This window comes from Acidocella aluminiidurans (assembly GCF_055383125.1).
Map to the genome: position 1 here is coordinate 44,811 of NZ_AP031589.1, position 17,888 is coordinate 62,698.

Genomic DNA, 17,888 nt, shown 5'->3' on the forward strand with positions numbered 1-17,888 from the left:
CAGCAAAATAGTTCTTGTGCATCACTCTGTTTAACTGGCAGGAAATTTATTTGCCCCGATGAGATATTCCGCTTTCTCCGTTCTCACCCAGGCGCTGCGTGGGCATACCGGCTGGAAACCAGCCTGGCGCAAGGCCACGCCGGCGCCGTCCTATGATGTCATCATCATTGGCGGCGGCGGTGGCGGGCTGGCGACGGCCTATTATCTGGCGAAGAACCATCCGCAGGTCGGGCGCATCGCGCTGCTGGAGAAAGGCTGGCTGGGGGGCGGCAATATCGGCCGCAACACCACCATCATCCGCTCCAACTATTTGCTGCCGGGCAATGAGCCCTTCTACGAATTCTCGATGAAGCTCTGGGAAGGGCTGGAGCAGGATTTCAACTATAATGCGATGGTCAGCCAGCGCGGCATCTATAATCTCTACCATTCCGACGCGCAGCGCGACGCCTATGCGCGGCGCGGCAATGCCATGCTGCTGCACGGCGCGGATGCGCAGTTGCTGGACCGGGCGCAGCTGCGCAAGGAACTTCCCTATCTGAATTACGACAATGCCCGCTTTCCGGTGCAAGGCGCGCTGGTGCAGCGCCGGGCGGGCACGGCGCGCCATGATGCGGTGGCCTGGGGCTATGCGCGCGGTGCCGACCAGCGCGGCGTGGACATTATCGAGAATTGCGAAGTTCTCAATATTCTCCAGGAAAACGGCAAAGCCGTCGGGGTCGAGACCACGCGCGGCAGCATCCGTGCCGGCAAAATCGGCATGGCGGTGGCGGGCGCCTCCTCGCTGCTGGCGGCGAAGGCGGGGATGCGTCTGCCGATCGAGAGCCACGCCTTGCAGGCTTTCGTCAGCGAGGGGCTGAAGCCGTTGATCGATACGGTGATCACCTTCGGCGCCGGGCATTTCTATATTTCCCAGTCCGATAAAGGCGGTTTGGTGTTTGGCGGGGATATTGACGGCTATAATTCCTACGCCCAGCGCGGCAATCTGCCGGTGATCGAGGATGTGTGCGAGGGCGGCATGGCGCTGATGCCGATGATCGGCCGCGCGCGGCTTTTGCGCAGCTGGGGCGGGTTGATGGATATGAGCATGGATGGCTCGCCGATCATCGATAAAACTCCGGTTGAGAATCTCTTCATCAATGCCGGCTGGTGCTATGGCGGCTTCAAGGCGACACCGGCCTCGGGCTTCTGCTTCGCGCATCTCATCGCGCGCGGGGAGCCGCATGAGGTCGCCGGCGCCTACCGGCTGCAGCGCTTCGCTGAGGGTAGATTGATCGACGAAAAGGGAGTCGGCGCGCAGCCGAATCTGCATTAATGCGCATCACCTGCCCGCATTGCGGCAATCGCGGCCTGGAGGAGTTCACCTACACCCAGGACGCCGAACGCACCCGCCCGACCGATGGCGGGGCTGCGCCCACTCAGGAATGGGCGGACTATATTTATCTGCGCGATAATCTCAAAGGCCCGCGCAAGGAATATTGGTATCACAGCGCCGGGTGCCATGCCTGGCTGATCGTGGAACGCGATGTCTCAACCCATGAAATCCTCTCGGTGCGCCTGCCATGACCGGCTATAGATTGGCGCAAGGCGGGCTGGTGGACCGCGCCAGCACAGTGAATTTCCGTTTCGATAGCAAATCCTATACGGGCTTTGCCGGCGATACGCTGGCCGCGGCGCTGCTGGCATCGGGGGTGAAACTCATTGGCCGTTCCTTCAAATATCATCGCCCGCGCGGCGTGTTCAGCTCCGGCTCCGAGGAGCCGAACGCGCTGGTGGAGCTGCGCGCGGGCGCCTGGCGCGAGCCCAATAGCCGCGCCACCATGGCGGAAATTTTCGAGGGGCTCGAAGCCGCCAGCCAGAATCGTGGCCCCTCGCTGAAATATGATCCGCTGGCGGTGAACAATCTGCTCTCGCCCTTGCTCTCGGCGGGATTCTACTACAAGACCTTCATGTGGCCGGCGAGCTTCTGGGAAAAATTCTACGAGCCGATGATCCGCCGCGCGGCGGGGCTGGGCCGCAATGCCGGCCTGCCGGACCCGGATATTTACGAAAAGACCACGGAATTTTGCGATGTGCTGGTGATCGGCGCCGGGGCGGACGGCGTTGCCGCCGCGGCTGAGGCCGCAGCCACCGGCCAGCGCGTGCTGCTATGCGATGAGAATGCCCCGCTGGCGCCTTTGGATGTGCCGGCCGGGGTGGAATTCCTCTCCCGGACCAGCGTCGTCGGCGTCTATGATGGCGGCACCTACGCGGCGTTGCAGCGCCTCACCGACCATCTGCCATCCTCCAGCGCCCCGCGTCAGCGCCTGGTGCGCATCATCGCCGGGCGCAGCGTGCTCGCCACCGGTGCGCTGGAGCGGCCGATCGCTTTTGGCCATAACGACCTTCCCGGCGTGATGCTGAGCCGCGCGGTGGGGGATTATGTCACCCGCTACGGCGTCGCCCCTGGCCGCAATATCCTGCTCTATCTCAATAATGACGACGCTGCCGGGCTGATTCCCGTTCTGCATCAGGCCGGGGTGAACATCGCCGGCGTGGTGGATGCGCGCCCCGCCAGCTCCGATTTCGTGCATCAGGCCGCCCGCGCCGCCAATGCGCCGATCTATGCGGGGGCGGCGATCATCCGCGCCACCGGCTGGCAGGGTGTAACCGGTGCCAAAATCCGCCTCGCCAAAGGCGGAGATCTGGCGCTGCCTTGCGACATCATCGCCGTCTCCGGCGGCTTCAACCCCAATCTGGCGCTCACCTCGCATTTCGACGGCAAGCCGGTCTGGGATCAGGCCATCGCCGCCTTCGTGCCGGGAAGCCTGCCGCCTTGCATGAGCGTCGTCGGCAAGGCGGCGGGGCAGGGGCTCAACGCCAATATCCAGCCGGTCTTTCATTCCGGCTTCCACCCCGGCAAATCCTTCCTGGATCTGCAGAACGACGTGACGGTGAAGGATGTGAAGCTGGCCGAGCAGGAAGGCTTCGCCGCCGTCGAGCATGTGAAGCGCTATACCACGCTGGGCATGGCCACCGACCAGGGCAAGACCAGCAATGTGAACGCCATCGGCGTGCTGGCGCAGAGTTTGGGGCGCGGCATTGGCGAGACGGGGACCACGCGCTTTCGCCCGCCTTACGTGCCGGTCGCCATCGGCGCGCTGGCTGGCGCGCATACGGGCAAGCATTTCAAGCCGACGCGCCTCACTCCCACCCATGAATGGGCGGCCGGGCTGGGGGCGGCCTTCGTGGAAACCGGCCTCTGGCTGCGCGCGCAATATTTCCCGAAACCGGGTGAGGATTGGCTGGCCGCCGCCCAGCGCGAGGTGAATAGCGTGCGCAACGCTGTTGGCCTCTGCGATGTCACCACCTTGGGCAAGATCGACATTCAAGGCCCGGACGCCGCCATTTTCCTGGAGCGCGTCTATACCAATGGCTGGGCCAATCTGCCCATCGGCAAGGTGCGCTACGGGCTGATGCTGCGCGAGGATGGCTTGGTGATGGATGACGGCACCACCGCGCGCCTCGGCGAGACGCATTTCGTGATGACCACCACCACCGCCAACGCGGCGCGGGTGATGCAGCATCTGGAATTCTGCGCCCAGGTGATCTGGAAAGAGCTGGATGTTTCGCTGATCTCGGTCACCGACCAATGGGGGCAGATCGCGCTCGCCGGCCCGAAATCCACCGCGACGCTGGAGAAGATCGTCGACGCGCCCTATGATCTTTCGGATCAGGCCTTCCCCTACATGGCCTGCATGGAACTCACGGTGTGCGGCGGCGTGCCGGCGCGGCTGTTTCGCATCTCCTTCTCCGGCGAGCGCGCATATGAGCTGGCGGTGCCCTCCCGCCAGGCCGATGCGCTGGCCAGGGCGCTGATGCAGGCGGGCGAGGAATTCGGCATCGCCCCCTACGGCACCGAGGCTTTGGGCATCATGCGCATCGAAAAGGGCCACCCGGCCGGGCCGGAGCTGAACGGCCAGACCAGCGCGCATGATCTGGGCATGGGCAAGCTGCTTTCGAAAAAGAAAGAGTTCATCGGCCGGGCCATGGCCGCCCGCCCGGCTTTAACCGCCCCCTCCAGGCAGACGCTGGTCGGGCTGCGCCCGGTCAACCCGCTTGACATCATCCGCGCCGGCAGCCATCTGCTGCCCGTCGGCGCGCCGGCCGTTGCGGCGAGCGATCAGGGCCATGTCACTTCCGCCGCGCGCAGCCCGACACTCGGCTCCATCGCCCTGGCCCTGCTGGAAAACGGCCCGGCCCGGCATGGCGAGACCATCCGCGTCTATGATCCGCTGCGCGGCGGGGATTTCACCGCCATCGTCACCCCTCCTGTGCATTACGACCCGGAAGGCCTCCGTTTGCATGCTTGACGCGCTCGACCCGGCCTTGCCGGCGCACCCTTTCATCGCTTTGGCCCCGCACCGGCGGGTGCGCAGCCTGGCCGCCTTCAAATCCGGCCCGGCGGCGCTGGAAGCTTCCTTGGGGCTGAGCCTGCCGGCCACGCCCAAGCGGCTCTCGCATCAGGGCGCGGACATCCTCTGGAATGGCCCCGGCCAATGGCTGGTGCTGGGCGAGCTGGACCTCCCCGTGGGCCTCGCCGCCGTCACCGAGCAATCGGACGGGCTCTGCCTGCTCAGCCTCTCCGGCCCGCACCAGGTCGAGATTCTGAAAAAGCTCCTGCCCATCGACATTGCCGGCTTCGCCCCGGACGAGGTGGCGATCACCCTGGCCGGCCATATCGGCGTGCGGGTCTGGCGGGAGGGGGAGTGTTTCATCCTGGCCTGTTTCCGTTCCTTCGCCGGGGCGCTACACCATGCCCTCATGCAAGCGGCAGAGCATTCGGGGCGAGGTTGAGGGCAGCGCGGCGCGCGCCTCCATCGCCTCTCCCCCTCATTCAGGAACCCAACATGTCCAAATCACAGTTCGTGCTGACCCTCTCTTGCGTCAATCGCCCGGGGATCGTCGCCGCCGTTTCCACCTATCTGTTCGAAAAGGGCGCGGATATCCGCGAGGCCCAGCAATTCGACGATGTCGAGACCGGCAAATTCTTCGCCCGCATCGCCTTCACCCTGGTGGACGGGGCGGAGAGTCTGCCGCTGCGCGAGGGGTTCGGTGCGGTGGCCGAGAGCTTCAAGATGGCCTGGCGCTTCTCAGACCATTCCACCCCGCGCAAAGTGCTGCTGATGGTCTCGAAATTCGACCATTGCCTGGAGGATCTGCTCTATCGCTGGCGCATCGGCGAGATGGAGATGCAGCCGGTCGGCATCATCTCCAACCATCCGCGCGAGGCCTATAACGGGCTGGATTTCGGCGGCATCCCCTTCCACCATCTGCCGATCACCAAGGAGACCAAGATGGAGCAGGAAGGGCAGATCTGGTCCATCGTCAAAGAAAGCGGCGCGGAGCTGGTGGTGCTGGCGCGCTATATGCAAATCCTCTCGGACGCGCTGGCGCAGAAGCTCTCCGGGCGCTGCATCAATATCCACCATTCCTTCCTGCCCGGCTTCAAGGGCGCGAAGCCCTACCACCAGGCGCATAAGCGCGGCGTCAAGCTGATCGGCGCCACCGCGCATTACGTGACCGCCGACCTGGATGAAGGCCCGATCATCGAACAGGATGTGGAACGCATCTCCCATGCCGACACGCCGGATGATCTGGTCCGCAAGGGGCGTGACATCGAGCGCCGGGTGCTGGCCCGCGCCGTGCGCTACCATCTGCAGGACCGGGTGATCCTGAATGGCAGCAAGACGGTGGTGTTCGGGAGCTGAGCGCCCTGGCTTGGCGGTGGGCGCGCGTTTCCGATAGAAGGACGCCCAGCACCGCCCCAACCCGAGAGGACAGGTAAATTGGCTGAGATCATCGACGGTAAGGCCTTCGCGGCCAATTTGCGCGCCCAGATCGCGGCGGAGGTCGCCACCCTGCCTTACAAGCCCGGCCTCGCCGTGGTGCTGGTGGGGGAGGACCCGGCCTCGAAAGTCTATGTCGCCAACAAGGCGAAACAGACGGTGGAGGTCGGCATGGCGTCCTTCGAGCATAAGCTGCCGGCCGACACTGCCCAGGCGGAGCTGCTGGCGCTGGTGCAAAAGCTGAATGACGACCCGAAGGTGCATGGCATTCTGGTGCAGCTGCCGCTGCCCAAGCATCTGAACGCGGATGAGGTGGTGGCCGCGATCTCTCCGGAGAAGGATGTGGACGGGTTGACGGTGGTGAATGCCGGGCGCCTCGCCGCGGGGCTGCCCGGGCTGGTGCCCTGCACGCCGCTCGGCTGCATTTTGCTGCTGGAAGACAGGATCGAGGACATGACCGGGCTACACGCGGTGGTGATCGGCCGCTCCAACCTGGTCGGCAAGCCGATCGCGCAATTGCTGCTGCAGAAGAACTGCACCGTGACCATGGCGCATTCCAAGACCAAGGATCTGCCGGGGCTGTGCCGCACCGCCGATATTCTGGTGGCGGCGGTGGGCCGGCCGGAGATGGTGAAGGGCGACTGGATCAAGCCCGGTGCGGTCGTCATCGATGTCGGCATCAACCGCGTTCCGGCTGCGGCGGAGGGTAAGACCAAGCTGGTCGGCGATGTGGAGTTCGGCTGGGCGGATAAGGTGGCGGGGATGATCACCCCGGTGCCGGGTGGGGTCGGGCCGATGACCATCGCCTGCCTGCTGCGCAACACGCTGACGGCGGCGAAGCGGCTGGAAAAAATATAAAAGCTTTTTGCTGCCGCTATTTTGCATAAAAGCGGCGAAAGACGTGGGGGCTTTTTGCAAAAAGCCCCCACACCCCCAAAACTTTTGCGACTTCACGCGGGCGCTTCACGGCAGGACGCAAACCGCTTCTGCTTGCGCGGCCTGAAGCTTCTGGCCTTTTTCGCCCGGTCCCCCTAAGACAAACAGGTGCAGGAGGGGGAGAAGATGCGAAGCCAGGCCAAGCCCAGCGCCCGAAAGGCCCAGATCATCAAGGCTCCCCTGCCGGAGGCACTTGCGCAGGCCGGTCTGCCGGCCGAGATCGCCGAGCCTTATAGCACCGGCAGCAACGCCGCCGCGGTTTCGGATCTGACGCTGGAACAGGCGATCGGCGTGCAGGTGCGTCAACTGCGCCGGCGCGTGGGCATCACCGTCTCCGAACTCGCCGCCGCCGCCAATCTTTCCGGCGGCATGCTCTCGAAAATCGAAAACGGACAGATTTCCCCCTCGCTCGCCTCGCTGCAATCGCTGGCGCTGGCGCTCAACGTGCCGATCACCACCTTCTTCTCCACCTTCGAGGAAAAGCGGGACTGCTCCTTTGTGAAAGCCGGCACCGGCGTGGTGATCGAACGGCGCGGCTCCAAGGCCGGGCATCAATACGCGCTGCTCGGCCACGCGCTGGGCGGCAATGTGGTGGTCGAGCCCTATCTGATCACGCTGAGCGGCGATGCCGCCCCTTATCCCGCTTTCCAGCATGAGGGCACGGAATTCATCTATATGCTCACCGGCGAGGTGCTGTATCGCCATGGCGATCAATCCTACCACCTCACCCCGGGCGACGCGCTGCTGTTCGACAGCGCCGCCCCGCACGGGCCGGAAAAACTGCTGGTAAAGCCGATGACCTATCTCTCCATCATCACCTACGCGCGCGAGCCGGCCTGAACATGGCGCGGCTGTTCGCACAGTGGCGCGACGGGGCAGGCGCCACCTGGGGCGATTATGTGCGCCATCCTTTCGTGCAGGCGCTGGCCGAAGGCAGGCTGAAACCCGAGGCCTTCCGGAATTTCCTGATCCAGGATTATCTGTTCCTGATCCAATATGGCCGGGCCTACGCGCTGCTGGCGGCGAAGCTGGAGGCGCTGGAGGATATCAAGGCGGCACTCGCCACCGCCCAGGCGCTGATCGAAACCGAAATGCCCCTGCATGTGAAATATTGCGAAGGCTGGGGGATTACGGAGGCGCAGATGCGCGCCGCCGAACCGTCCTTGGAGATGCTGGCCTATACGCGTTATGTGCTGGAGGTGGGCTATAGCGGCGACGCGCTGGCGTTGCTGGCGGCGCTTGCCCCCTGTATCGCCGGCTATGCCGAGGTGGGGGCTTACGCGGCGGCGCGGGCGGGGGCGGATAATCCTTATCGGCTCTGGATCGAGACCTATACCGGCGCGGACTATCTCGAAGCGGTGGCGTCATCCTTGGCGACGATCGACCGTGTGGGCGCTGCCTGCGGGGCGGCCGGACGGGCGGCGCAGTTGCAGGGCATTTTCACCCAGGCGACGAAGCTGGAAGCGGCGTTCTGGAATACCGGCTGGATATCGCAGATTTAAAAGCCAAAAGTTTTTTGGTGCCGCTTTTTTTCAAAAAAGCGGCAAAAACCTTTGGGGCGGTGTCAACAGCTTTGCCACCGCCCCAAACGTTCATCGGAACTTTTTGAAAAAAGTCCGCCCACCCCAAAAACATTTACCCCGCGCCAATCAGCACGCCAGTCGCAAACACCAGCACGCCCCCCAACGCCACTTGCAGCGTCGCGCGGATCGGCGAGGTCTCCATGAAGCGCCAGCGGATCCAGGAGATCGCCGCCAGCTCCACCGCCACCACGATGATCGCTACGATCAGCGCCAGATGCAGGATCGGGATCAAGAAGGGCAGCGTATGGCCGAGCCCGCCCAGCGTCGTCATCAGGCCGGTGACGATGCCGCGCACATAGGGCGTGCCGCGCCCGGTCAGCGAGCCGTCATCCGAGAGCGCCTCGGCGAAGCCCATCGAGATGCCCGCCCCCAGCGAGGCCGCCGCGCCGACCAGAAAGGCCGAGAACGGATTATGCGTCGAGAACGCCGCGGCGAAAATCGGCGCCAGGGTGGAGACCGAGCCATCCATCAGCCCGACCAGCCCGGGCTGCACATATTGCAGCATGAATTGCTGCTTCGCCTCCTCATCCTCGCTCTTGCGGGCATCGGCGGTGAGGTTCTGGGCGGACAGCTCGTCGGCGCGGTGCTCGTGCTCGGCTTCCGCATCGGCCAGATCGCCCAGCAGCTTGCGGATCGACACATCGCTCGTGCGCGCCGCGGCGTTGCGGTAGAAGCGCTGCGCCTCGTGCTCCATGCCCTCGGCCAGCTTGCGCACATCATTGATGTTCGGCTTCGGAAACTGCCAGATCGAGGGGCGGCTCAAGAAGCCGCGCACATCCTGGCGGCGGATCAGCGGGATATGTTCGCCGAATTTTTCCTGGAACAGATCCAGCAGCATGCGCCGATGCTCGCTCTCCTCCGCCGCCATCTCCTTGAAGATGTTGGCGGTGCCGGGAAAATCCTCCCGCATGCGCTCGGCGATATCCAGATAGATGCGCCCATCCTCTTCTTCATTGCTGATCGCCAGCGCGAGGATCTCGCGCTCCGAGAGCTGGGAAAATTCACGCATTGCAACACTCCGTTTAGCAACCGCTCATCTGACGCGCAGGGCGCCGCGCGTCAAGAAATTTATCACATTTGAGAATGAATGGCTGTTGCATAGATCCTTGAAAAGACAGTTTTTTTACAGTCCGGGTCAGCGTTGCGGCAGGGTGGAAAGCCTGTAAAATGAAGGGGCAAGGAACAGCTTTGAGGCGGTGGGCAGGGTGCGGGATCAGAACGGGCTTTGCCCATGCGAAAGTGGATTGCGGGCTTTGCGCTGCTGCCAGTCGGACCCCGCGCAATGGCCGGGCGAGGCGGCGCTGGCGCTGCTCACCCCGAAGGCAGAGGAGGCGACGAAACTCTTCAACGAGAAGAAATATGAAGAGGCGGAGGCGCTGGCGCTGGCGGTGCTGGATGCCGCCCCCAATCAGCGCATCGCGCTGCGCGTGCTGTTTGAAATCCGCAATGCGCAGAAGCGCGGCAAGGCGGCGGATGCGCTGGGCGCCAGGCTGGCCGGGCTGCCCGGCAATGCCGCCCAGCGGGCCCAGGCCAATGGCCATTATGCGCAATATCTGATCGGCCAGGCGCGCTATGAGGCGGCGATCCCGTTCGCGGCCGAGGTGCTGAAAGCCACGCCGCGCGCCGCTCAGGCGCATCATGTGATGGGGGTGGCGTTCACCGAAACCGGCGCGCTGGAGGCCGGGGAGCGGCATTATCGCAAGGCGGCCGCGCTGTCCCCGGTTGAGGACGGCATGGTGCTGGGCAATCTCGCCTGGAACCTGAAACAGCAGGGCCGGCTCACCGAGGCCTTGGCGCTGTATGAAAAGGCCCTGGCGCTGCGCCCCGATAATATGCGCGGCACCGGCGGCAAGGCGCAGGTGCTGTTCGCCTTGGGCGAGCGCGCGGCCGCCGAAACGCTGCTGGACGAGGCGGTGGCGCGCTGGCCCGACGACAAGATGCTGCGCCTGTTGCGGGTGATGGCGGATCTGGCGCAGGACCGCCCGCAGGCGGTGCTGGACCGGCTGAACCCGGCCGAGCCGATGGTGCCGCCCGAGATCCTCGCCCGTGGCCGCGCTTATATGCAGCTCGGCCAGCCGCAGGAGGCGATCAACGCCATCGCCGCCGCCCGCAACATCCAGCGCGAGCGCGGCGGGCTCAGCTTCCAGCCCGAGGCGCTGCGGGCGCAGATCGAGCGCGACAAGGCCTATTTCACCGGCGACCGGCTGCGGCCTCTGCCCAAGGCCGGGCCGGGCGCGTTCATGCCGGTGTTCCTGCTCGGCTTCCCGCGCGCGGGCAGTTCCTTGCTGGAGCAGCTGCTGGCCCAGCTTCCGCAATTCGCGGCGGGAGATGAGCTGGCCCCTGTCTCCCGGCTGGTCGACGCGATCCCCGGCATGCTCGGCAACCAGCCTTATCCGGAGGCCTTGGACAATGTGCTGGTGGGCGACGCGGCGCAGGTGCCCGATCGGCTGCGGGCGCTGTATGAGGCGCCGCGCGGCGCCTTGGCCCGCCCCGGCGTGCGCTTCATCACCGACCGCGCCCCGGGCAATGTCTGGCATCTCGGGCTGATCAAGCTGCTCTATCCCGAGGCGCCGATCATCCATGTGCTGCGCCACCCTTATGACCTCGTGCTCGCCAACGCCGCCCAGGACCGTAAGCTGGAAACCAACGCCCATGCCGGGCTGCCCGCCCTGGCGCGCTATTTCGACATGCAGGCGCAGATGCTGAAACATTATCGCGGCCAGCTGACGCTACGCTATCTGCCGGTGCGCTATGAGGCGCTGGTGCGCGACCCGGATGGCGAGGTGCGCAAGATCCTCGCCTTCATCGGCGCGGATACCGATCTGCCCGGCGGCTTCGGGCTGAATAACGGCGCTGTGCCCGAACCCTGGCCGGCGCATTTCGCCCTGCGCCGTCCGGTGCACGCCAATGCCGCCGGCCGCTACCAGGCCTATCAGCAGGCGCTGCCGAAACTCTTCAGCGAGGTGGCGTCGATCCTTGATCCCTGGGTCCGAGAGCTGGGCTATGAGGAGCCGACGCCATGAGCGCCACGCAGGAAAACGGCAAGGTGGTGATGAAGCTGGCGGACGCGCTGGACAAGCTCGCCAAGCTGGAACAGGCCAACAAGCTCGAAGAGGCCGATGATCTCGCCAAGCGCATGCTGGCGGCGATGCCTGAGCATCCGCATATCCTGCAGCTGGCCGGCATCGTCGCCTATCGCAGCGGGCGGGTGCAGGAGGCGATCGAGCGCATGGAGAAATCCCAGGCGCTGGCGCCGGATGTGGCGCTCTATCCGCGCAATATCTGCGAGATCTATCGCGGAGCTGGCCGGCTGGACGATGCGCTGGCTGCCGCCAAACGCGCCATCGAACTCTCGCCTGAGGATTCGCGCAGCTATTTCAACTGCGCGCTGATCCATTATGAGCGGCTGGAACTCGATGAGGCCGTCGCCGTCTCAGACAAGGCGATTGCACTCGACCCGGACTTCGCCGAGGCGCATTTCGAGAAGGCGGAGGCGCTGCTGCTCGGCGGCAAGCTGAAGGAAGGCTGGGAGAGCTATGAATGGCGCTTCAAGCTGAAACAGGCCGAGGGCATGTTGCCCAAGACCGAGAAGCCGCAATGGGATGGCCAGCCGCTCGCCCCCGGCAAGCTGCTGATCATCGGCGATCAGGGCTTTGGCGATTGCATCCAGTTTGGCCGCTACATCCCCTGGGCGGCGATGCTGGCGCCGCAGCCGATCATCGCCTGCTCCGGCGAACTGCTGCCTCTGCTCAGCCAGCTGCCGCATATCGGCAAGGTGGTGACGCGCTGGGACGATGCCGGGGATTACGACGCCTTTATCCCGCTCTCCGGCCTGCCGCGCCTGGCCGGCACCACCACGGAGAATATTCCGCCCTCGGGCTATCTGGCGGCCAAGCCGGCGCTGGTGGAGGAATGGTGCGCGCGGCTGGACCGGCTGGCCCCGCGGGGCAAGAAACGCATCGCCTTGGTCTGGGCCGGGCGGCCGACCCATAAGAACGACAAGAAGCGCAGCCTGAAGCTGTCCCAGTTCGCGCCGCTTTTCGCGCGCGACGATGTGGTGATTCTCACCGTGCAGAAGGGCGACCAGATTGCCCAGGCCGGCGGCTATTTCGGCCGCGCGCCTTTGGTCAATCTCGGCCCCGAGATCGAGGATTTTCTCGATACGATGGCGATCCTGCAGCATGTCGACCGGCTGGTGACGATCGACACCTCGGTCGCGCATATCGCCGGCGCCAGCAATGTGCCGACCTCCATCGTGCTGCCCTACGCGCCGGACTGGCGCTGGCTGCTGCACCGCGAGGACACGCCCTGGTATCCGAATATGCGGCTCTACCGGCAAAGCGTGCCCTTCCAGTGGGATGACGTGATCGCCCGCGTGGCGGCGGATCTGTAAGGCGGCGCTGATGTTCGGATCGCGCCGTGCGGCCCCGCTTTTCGCCGCCGCGCGCCGGCCGATTCTGCTGCTCCATGCCGGGCTGCACAAAACCGGCACCACCGCCTTGCAGGAGGCGCTGGCGGCGCAGCAGCAGGCGCTGCTGGCGCAGGGCGTGCTGTTCGTGCGCGCCGGCCGGCCGGTGAGTGCCGCCGGGCAGCATAATCTCGCCTGGCAGCTGATGCGCGACAGGCGCTATCACAGCGCCTGGGGGACCATCGACGAGGCGGCGCGCGAGATCGAAGCGCATGGCGGCCATGCCATCATCTCGGCGGAGGATTTTGAAACCTTTCTGGACCGGCCTGAGGCGTTCGCGCCGCTCACGCGCCACCCCGCACTCGCCGGGCATGAGATCGCGCTGCTGGTCTATCTGCGCGAACCCTGCGCCTATCTGCGCTCGCTCTATCTCGAACTCACCCAGGCCGGCATCGCCGAGGAGGCAAGGCTGGTGATCGCGCAGATCCTCGCCGCCGGACATTTTGATCTGCGGGAATGGCGGTTTCAGTTCGATTATGCCCGCCTCGCCGCCAGGCTGCGGCGCGGCTTTCCCGGGCGGGTGGTGCTGCGCGACTATCAGGCGCTGATCGGCGGCTCCAGCCTCGCGGATTTCCGGCATGTCACCGGGCTGAGGCTGGATGAGTTCGACGACAAGCGGCTGAACATGGCGCGCGCGCCGGGCGACGCGCTGCGCGATTTCTACGCGGCCCGGCTGGCCTTGCCGCTCACCCCCGCGCAGCTGGCGCAGATCGAGGATCTCGCCGCCGCTCTGGGCGGGCAGGCGCCCGGGCTTTCAGCCGCCAGCCTCGCCAGGCTGGCGGCGCGCTTCGGCCCGGCCCGGCGCAGCTTGCGCCGCTTCGGCGTCGGGCGCGATTGGGCGGTGCCGAACGCGGAGACCCGGCCGGGGATGACGCTGGAGGCGCTGTTTTCCTTCGAGACCCAATGCCGCCTGATGGGTGCCGAAGCCTGAACGCAGGGTTTGCCAGCCCCTCGCCAAAGAAACTCAGTCGGCATGCGCGGCGGAAAGCGGTGTTGAGAGCGCTTCCAGAGATTGCCCCTCGGCGGGAACCGCCAGGAATGCCGCCAGCACGCCCGCCCCGGCCATCAGCGCCCCGGCGAAGAGATAGCCCCCGCAAATCGCTAGCGGCGAGCCGGCGCCGATCAGCCGGCCAAAGACCAAAGGCGCCAGCACACCGCCCAGCGCGGTGCCGAAAGCGTAGAACAGCGCGATCGCCAGGGCCCGGATTTCCAGCGGAAACAGCTCGCTCGCGGTGAGGTAGGCGGCGCTGGCGGCGGAGGAGGCGATGAAGAAGATCGCCGCCCAGGCCAGGGTCTGCGTCGTCGCGTCGAACCATCCTTGCAGAAACCCATAGCCGGTGGCGGCGAGCAGCGCGCCGGAGAGGATATAGGTGCCGGCCAGCATGATCCGCCGCCCCAGCGTATCGAACAGCCAGCCCAGCCATAACGGCCCGAGAAAATTCCCCGCCGCCAGCGGCAAAAGATACAAGCCGGCGCGCCCCTGCGGCACGTGGTAGAAGCGCGTGAGCATCAGCGCGTAGGTGAAGAACAGCGCGTTATACAAAAATGCCTGAGCCGCCATCAGCGCCAGCACCAGAATGGTGCGGGCGCGGTAGGTGCGCAGCAGCACCGGCAGAATGACCCCCAGCCCGAAGCTCTGGCGCGGCTGCAATGTCAGTTCCGGCAGATCCTCCGGCGCCGGGCTGTCCGTCCGGGCCTCGATCTCGCGCATCAGCGCCTCGGCCTCCTGCTGGCGCCCATGGGTGACCAGCCAGCGCGGGCTCTCAGGGATGATCCGCCGCAGCGCCAGCACCCCCAGCCCGATCACCGCGCCGATGCCAAACCCCAGCCGCCAGCCGAGATCCTCCGGCAACCAATGCGGGTTGAGCAGGACCAGGCTCATCCCGGCGCCGATCACCGCCCCCAGCCAGTAGGTGCCGTTGAGCCCAAGCGCGACGCGCCCGCGCAGCCGTGCCGGGATCAGCTCATCCACCGCCGAATTCACCGCGGCATATTCACCGCCGATGCCCAGCCCCGTCAGCAGCCGGAAGGCTCCCAGCGCGGTGCCGTTCCAGGCAAAGGCGCTCAGCGCCACCCCGGCCAGATAGCAACCCAGCGTGAGGAAGAAAATGCGCCGCCGGCCGAACCGGTCCGTCGCCGCCCCGAACAGCAGCGCGCCGGCCACGGCGCCGGCGAGATAGCAGGAGCCGATCGCCCCCACCGCCTGCGGGCTGAGATGCAGCGTGTGCGGGCTGGTCAGCACCGCGCCGAGCGCGCCGATGATGGTGACTTCCAGCCCGTCCAGCATCCAGCTTGCCCCGAGCCCGGCCAGCACCAGCGCGTGAAAACGGCTCCAGCGCAGCCGGTCGAGCCGCGCCGGAATGTCGGTCCGGATCCGGCGAATGGCTCAGAACCCCGCGAAGCTGGCGGGGTTTTCCGCCGGATCCTCGGTCTCGATCTCCGCCGGCTGGGTGACCCGCTGGCGCGGCGGCTTGGCGTTCACGTCTGGCGCCGGCGGCTCGGGCTGCTGGCGTGGCGTGATTTTCGTCTTGGCGGGGTCCTGGCGCGGATTATGATTTTTCATGCCCCTCTCTAGCAAACCGCGCGGAGGCAATCCTGACCTTTGGATGAGGAGCCCGTCATGATTTCTGGCCTTCGGGCGCCGGGGCGAAGCCCGAGATTCGCCCCCGCCTTGGCTCAGCTATGATTGGTGCTCTTCATATAATTCGCCCAGTTCTGCTCGATCTGCTGCGCCTCTTGCGGGTCGGATAGCGGCGCGTCGGGCTCGGAGCTGTCGACCACCACCAGCTTGTCCCCGGCCAGCGGTGATTGCACATGGTCTGGCCCAAACAGCCAGGCGATTTCCGGATCGCTCGCCGCCTTCGGCGCCAGATCCGCGTCGAGCAGGCCGTGATGGTCGATGAAAATGTTGAACTTGGTCGGGATATGGATGCAGGCCTCGGAATCCGGCGTGCCCAGCTTGGGCTCCAGATAGACCGGATCGGTCGCGTGCATTTCCAGCCGCACCACCGCCACCTGGCCGGGGTGGCGCCAATCGGCGGTGGTGGACCAGCCGAAATCGTAAACCCGCAAGCCCTTGGCGCCGATGCCGCGAATGCCGTTCTGGTTCACCGTGCCCTGGGCGCGATAGCCGGGGATGCTGCCATCATTGATCATCACCCCCACCGGGGTCTTGAAATGCTCGGCCTGGCCGGGCCGGCCGGTGCTCACCTTCACCGCCCCCAGCACCTCCCACGCGGCGCCGGGCTGGGCGAACACCACCAGCAGGCGCTGCACCCTCACCGCGCGGTCCACCACCATCACCAGCTGCGGATGATCGATCGGCACATTGCGGGTCTGCAGCGCCTTGCGGGCGAGGGCGATGGCGCGGTCACGCTCCTCCTGGGGCACCGCCACATCCTGCGCGCCGAGTGCCAGCTTCATCTCGTCGGCGAGATGGAGGGCCTGCGCCGCTGGGTCGGCGGGCGGGGCAGGGGACTGAGCATCCTGCCCCGCCTGCTGTGGCGCCGGGGCGATGGCGGTCAGGGGTTGCGCCCGCGCCGGGCCGGCCGTCGCGAGGGCGAGCGCGATCAAACCAGCAGCCAAAGGAGGGCGAAAAACACTAAAAGTCTCGGGCATGACGAATCCGCAGTCTAAGCCCCTCAAATTGTCTCGTCCGGGCCGCGTAAGTCAAATTTTATCGTTGAAATACCGGCGGTTTGCGGAAAGTCATGGCGATGGGGGCACAGCCTTGGGGGGCAGGGCCAGCAGATCGTCCTGGACCTTTTTCAGCTTCTCCGGGGTCAGCCGACCGCCGGAGAGCGGCGCCAGATCCGACAGGCTCATGCTGTTGAACATCTGATAATGCGGGCTGGCCATCATCCCCGGCAGATCGCGCTCCAGCACCGCCTTGCCGCGCGGATCCGCCGCGATCTGATCGATCGGCGTTTGCAGCGAAAAATGCTCCGCGACAGGGGAGGACAAGACTGGCGCCGGCGGCGCGGGCGCCGCCTCGCAGCCGCAAAGCGTGGCGAGCAGGCCCAGACAGAACGGAGAAATCCAGAGTCGCGGGGCATCGAGCATGGCTCATCTTAGAGCGTCGTCGGGGATTGTATAGAACAAGCCGCGTTGGCTCGGGGCGCATCCCGCCCGGTTTGTGGCGGCGTGACGATGTTGGGGGCACCGAAAATGGAGGTCCGGGCGGGAATCGAACCCACATTCGCGGATTTGCAGTCCGCTGCATCACCACTCTGCCACCGGACCGGCTTGGTGTGGGCCCTATATCCTCGGGCGGGGGGCGTCGGTCAAGCCGGGTTTCACGGCTTTGCCAAAAATCTGCGCGGGCGGCTGGGTGGAACCGCCGCAGTTGAGTTTGCCACCGCCCCGCCGCTATAAGGTTCGCACTTGCGAAGCGGAAAGGTACCATGGCTCATACCGATGAATTTGCGACGGCGCGCGGCAATATGGTGGATTCGCAGGTCCGCCCCAACCATGTGCATGATCCGCGGGTGATCGGCACCATGCGCGTGCTGCCGCGCGAAGCCTTCGCTCCGGTGGCCGCCCAGGCCTATTCGGATGCCGACCTGAAGCTGGGCGAGGGGCGGTATATGCTCAAGCCGATGGTCACGGCGCGGCTGGCGCAGATGGCCCTGGCCCCGTCTTTTGCCACCCAGCAGAAGCTGCATATTCTGGTGATCGGCGCCGGCAGCGGCTATCTGGCGGCGCTGCTGAGCCTCGCCGGGGCCGATGTGGTGGCGCTGGAGGAAGAGCCGCGCCTGAACAATGGCGCTCTCGCCGCGCACGCGCCGCTGGTGCAGGCGGTGAATGGCCCGCTTGCCGCCGGCTGGCCGGCCGCCGGCCCTTATGATGTCATCGTCATCGAAGGCGCGGTCATGGAAATCCCCGCCATTCTCGCCGCGCAGCTCACCCCGCAGGGGCGGGTGGTGACGATTCTGGCGGATGACGCCGCCCCCGGCGCGATTGGGCGCGCGGTGATCGCCGAAGCGGTGCCGGGCGGCTATACCAGCCTGCCGGTGTTCGATTGCGCGGCCCGGCTGCTGCCGCAATTCGCGCCAACCCCCGCCTTCGTGTTTTGAA

17 protein-coding genes and 1 tRNA gene are annotated in these 17,888 nt (G+C 65.8%); 12 read left to right on the forward strand and 6 right to left on the reverse strand.

Translation table 11 applies throughout. The features are described from left to right. The first annotated feature begins 58 nt into the window (after positions 1-58). The 8 genes from ACZ46S_RS00185 (at position 59) to tenA (ending at position 8,263) form a co-directional block, all read left to right on the forward strand. On the forward strand, positions 59-1,312 hold the full coding sequence (locus ACZ46S_RS00185) for a sarcosine oxidase subunit beta family protein (RefSeq protein WP_464062880.1): 1,254 nt from the start codon (positions 59-61) through the stop codon (positions 1,310-1,312). Then, the gene (locus ACZ46S_RS00190; RefSeq protein ID WP_295740219.1) at positions 1,312-1,563 is read left to right on the forward strand and encodes a sarcosine oxidase subunit delta; all 252 of its coding nucleotides are present in this window, start codon (positions 1,312-1,314) and stop codon (positions 1,561-1,563) included. The genes ACZ46S_RS00185 and ACZ46S_RS00190 overlap by 1 nt, the downstream gene beginning before the upstream one ends. Further along, a complete protein-coding gene (locus ACZ46S_RS00195) occupies positions 1,560-4,349 on the forward strand; it encodes a 2Fe-2S iron-sulfur cluster-binding protein (protein ID WP_464062881.1) in 2,790 nt (929 codons plus the stop codon). The genes ACZ46S_RS00190 and ACZ46S_RS00195 overlap by 4 nt, the downstream gene beginning before the upstream one ends. Beyond that, positions 4,342-4,833: a sarcosine oxidase subunit gamma gene (locus ACZ46S_RS00200; protein WP_464062882.1), complete on the forward strand. Its 492-nt coding sequence runs from the start codon at positions 4,342-4,344 to the stop codon at positions 4,831-4,833. The genes ACZ46S_RS00195 and ACZ46S_RS00200 overlap by 8 nt, the downstream gene beginning before the upstream one ends. Before the next feature lie 53 nt (positions 4,834-4,886). Beyond that, positions 4,887-5,747: a formyltetrahydrofolate deformylase gene (gene purU, locus ACZ46S_RS00205; protein ID WP_295740228.1), complete on the forward strand. Its 861-nt coding sequence runs from the start codon at positions 4,887-4,889 to the stop codon at positions 5,745-5,747. Between the two features lie 33 nt (positions 5,748-5,780). Then, complete coding sequence (gene folD / locus ACZ46S_RS00210) at positions 5,781-6,683, forward strand: bifunctional methylenetetrahydrofolate dehydrogenase/methenyltetrahydrofolate cyclohydrolase FolD (RefSeq protein WP_464064310.1); 903 nt, start codon at positions 5,781-5,783, stop codon at positions 6,681-6,683. 204 nt (positions 6,684-6,887) lie between these two features. Beyond that, the gene (locus tag ACZ46S_RS00215) at positions 6,888-7,601 is read left to right on the forward strand and encodes a helix-turn-helix domain-containing protein (protein WP_464062883.1); all 714 of its coding nucleotides are present in this window, start codon (positions 6,888-6,890) and stop codon (positions 7,599-7,601) included. 2 nt (positions 7,602-7,603) lie between these two features. Then, positions 7,604-8,263 (forward strand): thiaminase II, encoded by a 660-nt coding sequence (tenA, locus tag ACZ46S_RS00220; RefSeq protein WP_464062884.1) that lies wholly within the window; start codon positions 7,604-7,606, stop codon positions 8,261-8,263. A 133-nt stretch (positions 8,264-8,396) separates the two neighbouring features. Here the strand turns inward: tenA and mbfA are convergent, their stop codons facing one another. After that, positions 8,397-9,353, reverse strand: a complete 957-nt coding sequence (gene mbfA, locus ACZ46S_RS00225; protein WP_464062885.1) for an iron exporter MbfA — start codon at positions 9,351-9,353, stop codon at positions 8,397-8,399. Positions 9,354-9,588: 235 nt separating this feature from the next. Between mbfA and ACZ46S_RS00230 the strand changes: the two genes are divergently transcribed. Genes ACZ46S_RS00230 through ACZ46S_RS00240 form a run of 3 tightly spaced genes read left to right on the forward strand, consistent with a single transcriptional unit; the run spans position 9,589 to position 13,743 of the window. Further along, on the forward strand, positions 9,589-11,367 hold the full coding sequence (locus tag ACZ46S_RS00230) for a tetratricopeptide repeat-containing sulfotransferase family protein (RefSeq protein WP_464062886.1): 1,779 nt from the start codon (positions 9,589-9,591) through the stop codon (positions 11,365-11,367). After that, a complete protein-coding gene (locus tag ACZ46S_RS00235; RefSeq protein ID WP_464062887.1) occupies positions 11,364-12,737 on the forward strand; it encodes a tetratricopeptide repeat protein in 1,374 nt (457 codons plus the stop codon). The genes ACZ46S_RS00230 and ACZ46S_RS00235 overlap by 4 nt, the downstream gene beginning before the upstream one ends. A gap of 10 nt (positions 12,738-12,747) precedes the next feature. Further along, entirely contained in the window at positions 12,748-13,743 is a 996-nt protein-coding gene (locus ACZ46S_RS00240; RefSeq protein WP_464062888.1) for a hypothetical protein, read from the forward strand. 33 nt (positions 13,744-13,776) lie between these two features. Here ACZ46S_RS00240 and ACZ46S_RS00245 read toward each other — a convergent pair whose 3' ends face one another. The 5 genes from ACZ46S_RS00245 to ACZ46S_RS00265 form a co-directional block, all read right to left on the reverse strand. Then, a complete protein-coding gene (locus ACZ46S_RS00245) occupies positions 13,777-15,126 on the reverse strand; it encodes an MFS transporter (protein ID WP_464062889.1) in 1,350 nt (449 codons plus the stop codon). 72 nt (positions 15,127-15,198) lie between these two features. Continuing rightward, positions 15,199-15,375 (reverse strand): hypothetical protein, encoded by a 177-nt coding sequence (locus ACZ46S_RS00250; RefSeq protein ID WP_464062890.1) that lies wholly within the window; start codon positions 15,373-15,375, stop codon positions 15,199-15,201. A gap of 113 nt (positions 15,376-15,488) precedes the next feature. Continuing rightward, entirely contained in the window at positions 15,489-16,397 is a 909-nt protein-coding gene (locus ACZ46S_RS00255; protein WP_464062891.1) for a L,D-transpeptidase, read from the reverse strand. Positions 16,398-16,520: 123 nt separating this feature from the next. Continuing rightward, positions 16,521-16,874: a hypothetical protein gene (locus ACZ46S_RS00260; RefSeq protein ID WP_464062892.1), complete on the reverse strand. Its 354-nt coding sequence runs from the start codon at positions 16,872-16,874 to the stop codon at positions 16,521-16,523. Between the two features lie 106 nt (positions 16,875-16,980). Next, positions 16,981-17,054: transfer RNA gene (locus ACZ46S_RS00265), tRNA-Cys, on the reverse strand. Positions 17,055-17,215: 161 nt separating this feature from the next. Here ACZ46S_RS00265 and ACZ46S_RS00270 point away from each other — a divergent pair. Then, positions 17,216-17,887, forward strand: coding sequence for a protein-L-isoaspartate O-methyltransferase family protein (locus ACZ46S_RS00270; protein WP_464062893.1), 672 nt, complete (start codon positions 17,216-17,218; stop codon positions 17,885-17,887). Position 17,888: the final 1 nt, after the last annotated feature.

Bases quoted from the DNA above. Each gene is read 5' to 3' on its own strand.
- ACZ46S_RS00190 (WP_295740219.1), top strand. From the start codon at position 1,312: ATGCGCATCACCTGCCCGCATTGCGGCAATCGCGGCCTGGAGGAGTTC.
- ACZ46S_RS00250 (WP_464062890.1), bottom strand. From the start codon at position 15,375: ATGAAAAATCATAATCCGCGCCAGGACCCCGCCAAGACGAAAATCACG.
- tenA (WP_464062884.1), top strand. From the start codon at position 7,604: ATGGCGCGGCTGTTCGCACAGTGGCGCGACGGGGCAGGCGCCACCTGG.
- ACZ46S_RS00185 (WP_464062880.1), top strand. From the start codon at position 59: ATGAGATATTCCGCTTTCTCCGTTCTCACCCAGGCGCTGCGTGGGCAT.
- ACZ46S_RS00270 (WP_464062893.1), top strand. From the start codon at position 17,216: ATGGCTCATACCGATGAATTTGCGACGGCGCGCGGCAATATGGTGGAT.
- ACZ46S_RS00235 (WP_464062887.1), top strand. From the start codon at position 11,364: ATGAGCGCCACGCAGGAAAACGGCAAGGTGGTGATGAAGCTGGCGGAC.
- ACZ46S_RS00215 (WP_464062883.1), top strand. From the start codon at position 6,888: ATGCGAAGCCAGGCCAAGCCCAGCGCCCGAAAGGCCCAGATCATCAAG.
- purU (WP_295740228.1), top strand. From the start codon at position 4,887: ATGTCCAAATCACAGTTCGTGCTGACCCTCTCTTGCGTCAATCGCCCG.
- ACZ46S_RS00240 (WP_464062888.1), top strand. From the start codon at position 12,748: ATGTTCGGATCGCGCCGTGCGGCCCCGCTTTTCGCCGCCGCGCGCCGG.
- mbfA (WP_464062885.1), bottom strand. From the start codon at position 9,353: ATGCGTGAATTTTCCCAGCTCTCGGAGCGCGAGATCCTCGCGCTGGCG.
- ACZ46S_RS00260 (WP_464062892.1), bottom strand. From the start codon at position 16,874: ATGCTCGATGCCCCGCGACTCTGGATTTCTCCGTTCTGTCTGGGCCTG.
- ACZ46S_RS00200 (WP_464062882.1), top strand. From the start codon at position 4,342: ATGCTTGACGCGCTCGACCCGGCCTTGCCGGCGCACCCTTTCATCGCT.
- ACZ46S_RS00195 (WP_464062881.1), top strand. From the start codon at position 1,560: ATGACCGGCTATAGATTGGCGCAAGGCGGGCTGGTGGACCGCGCCAGC.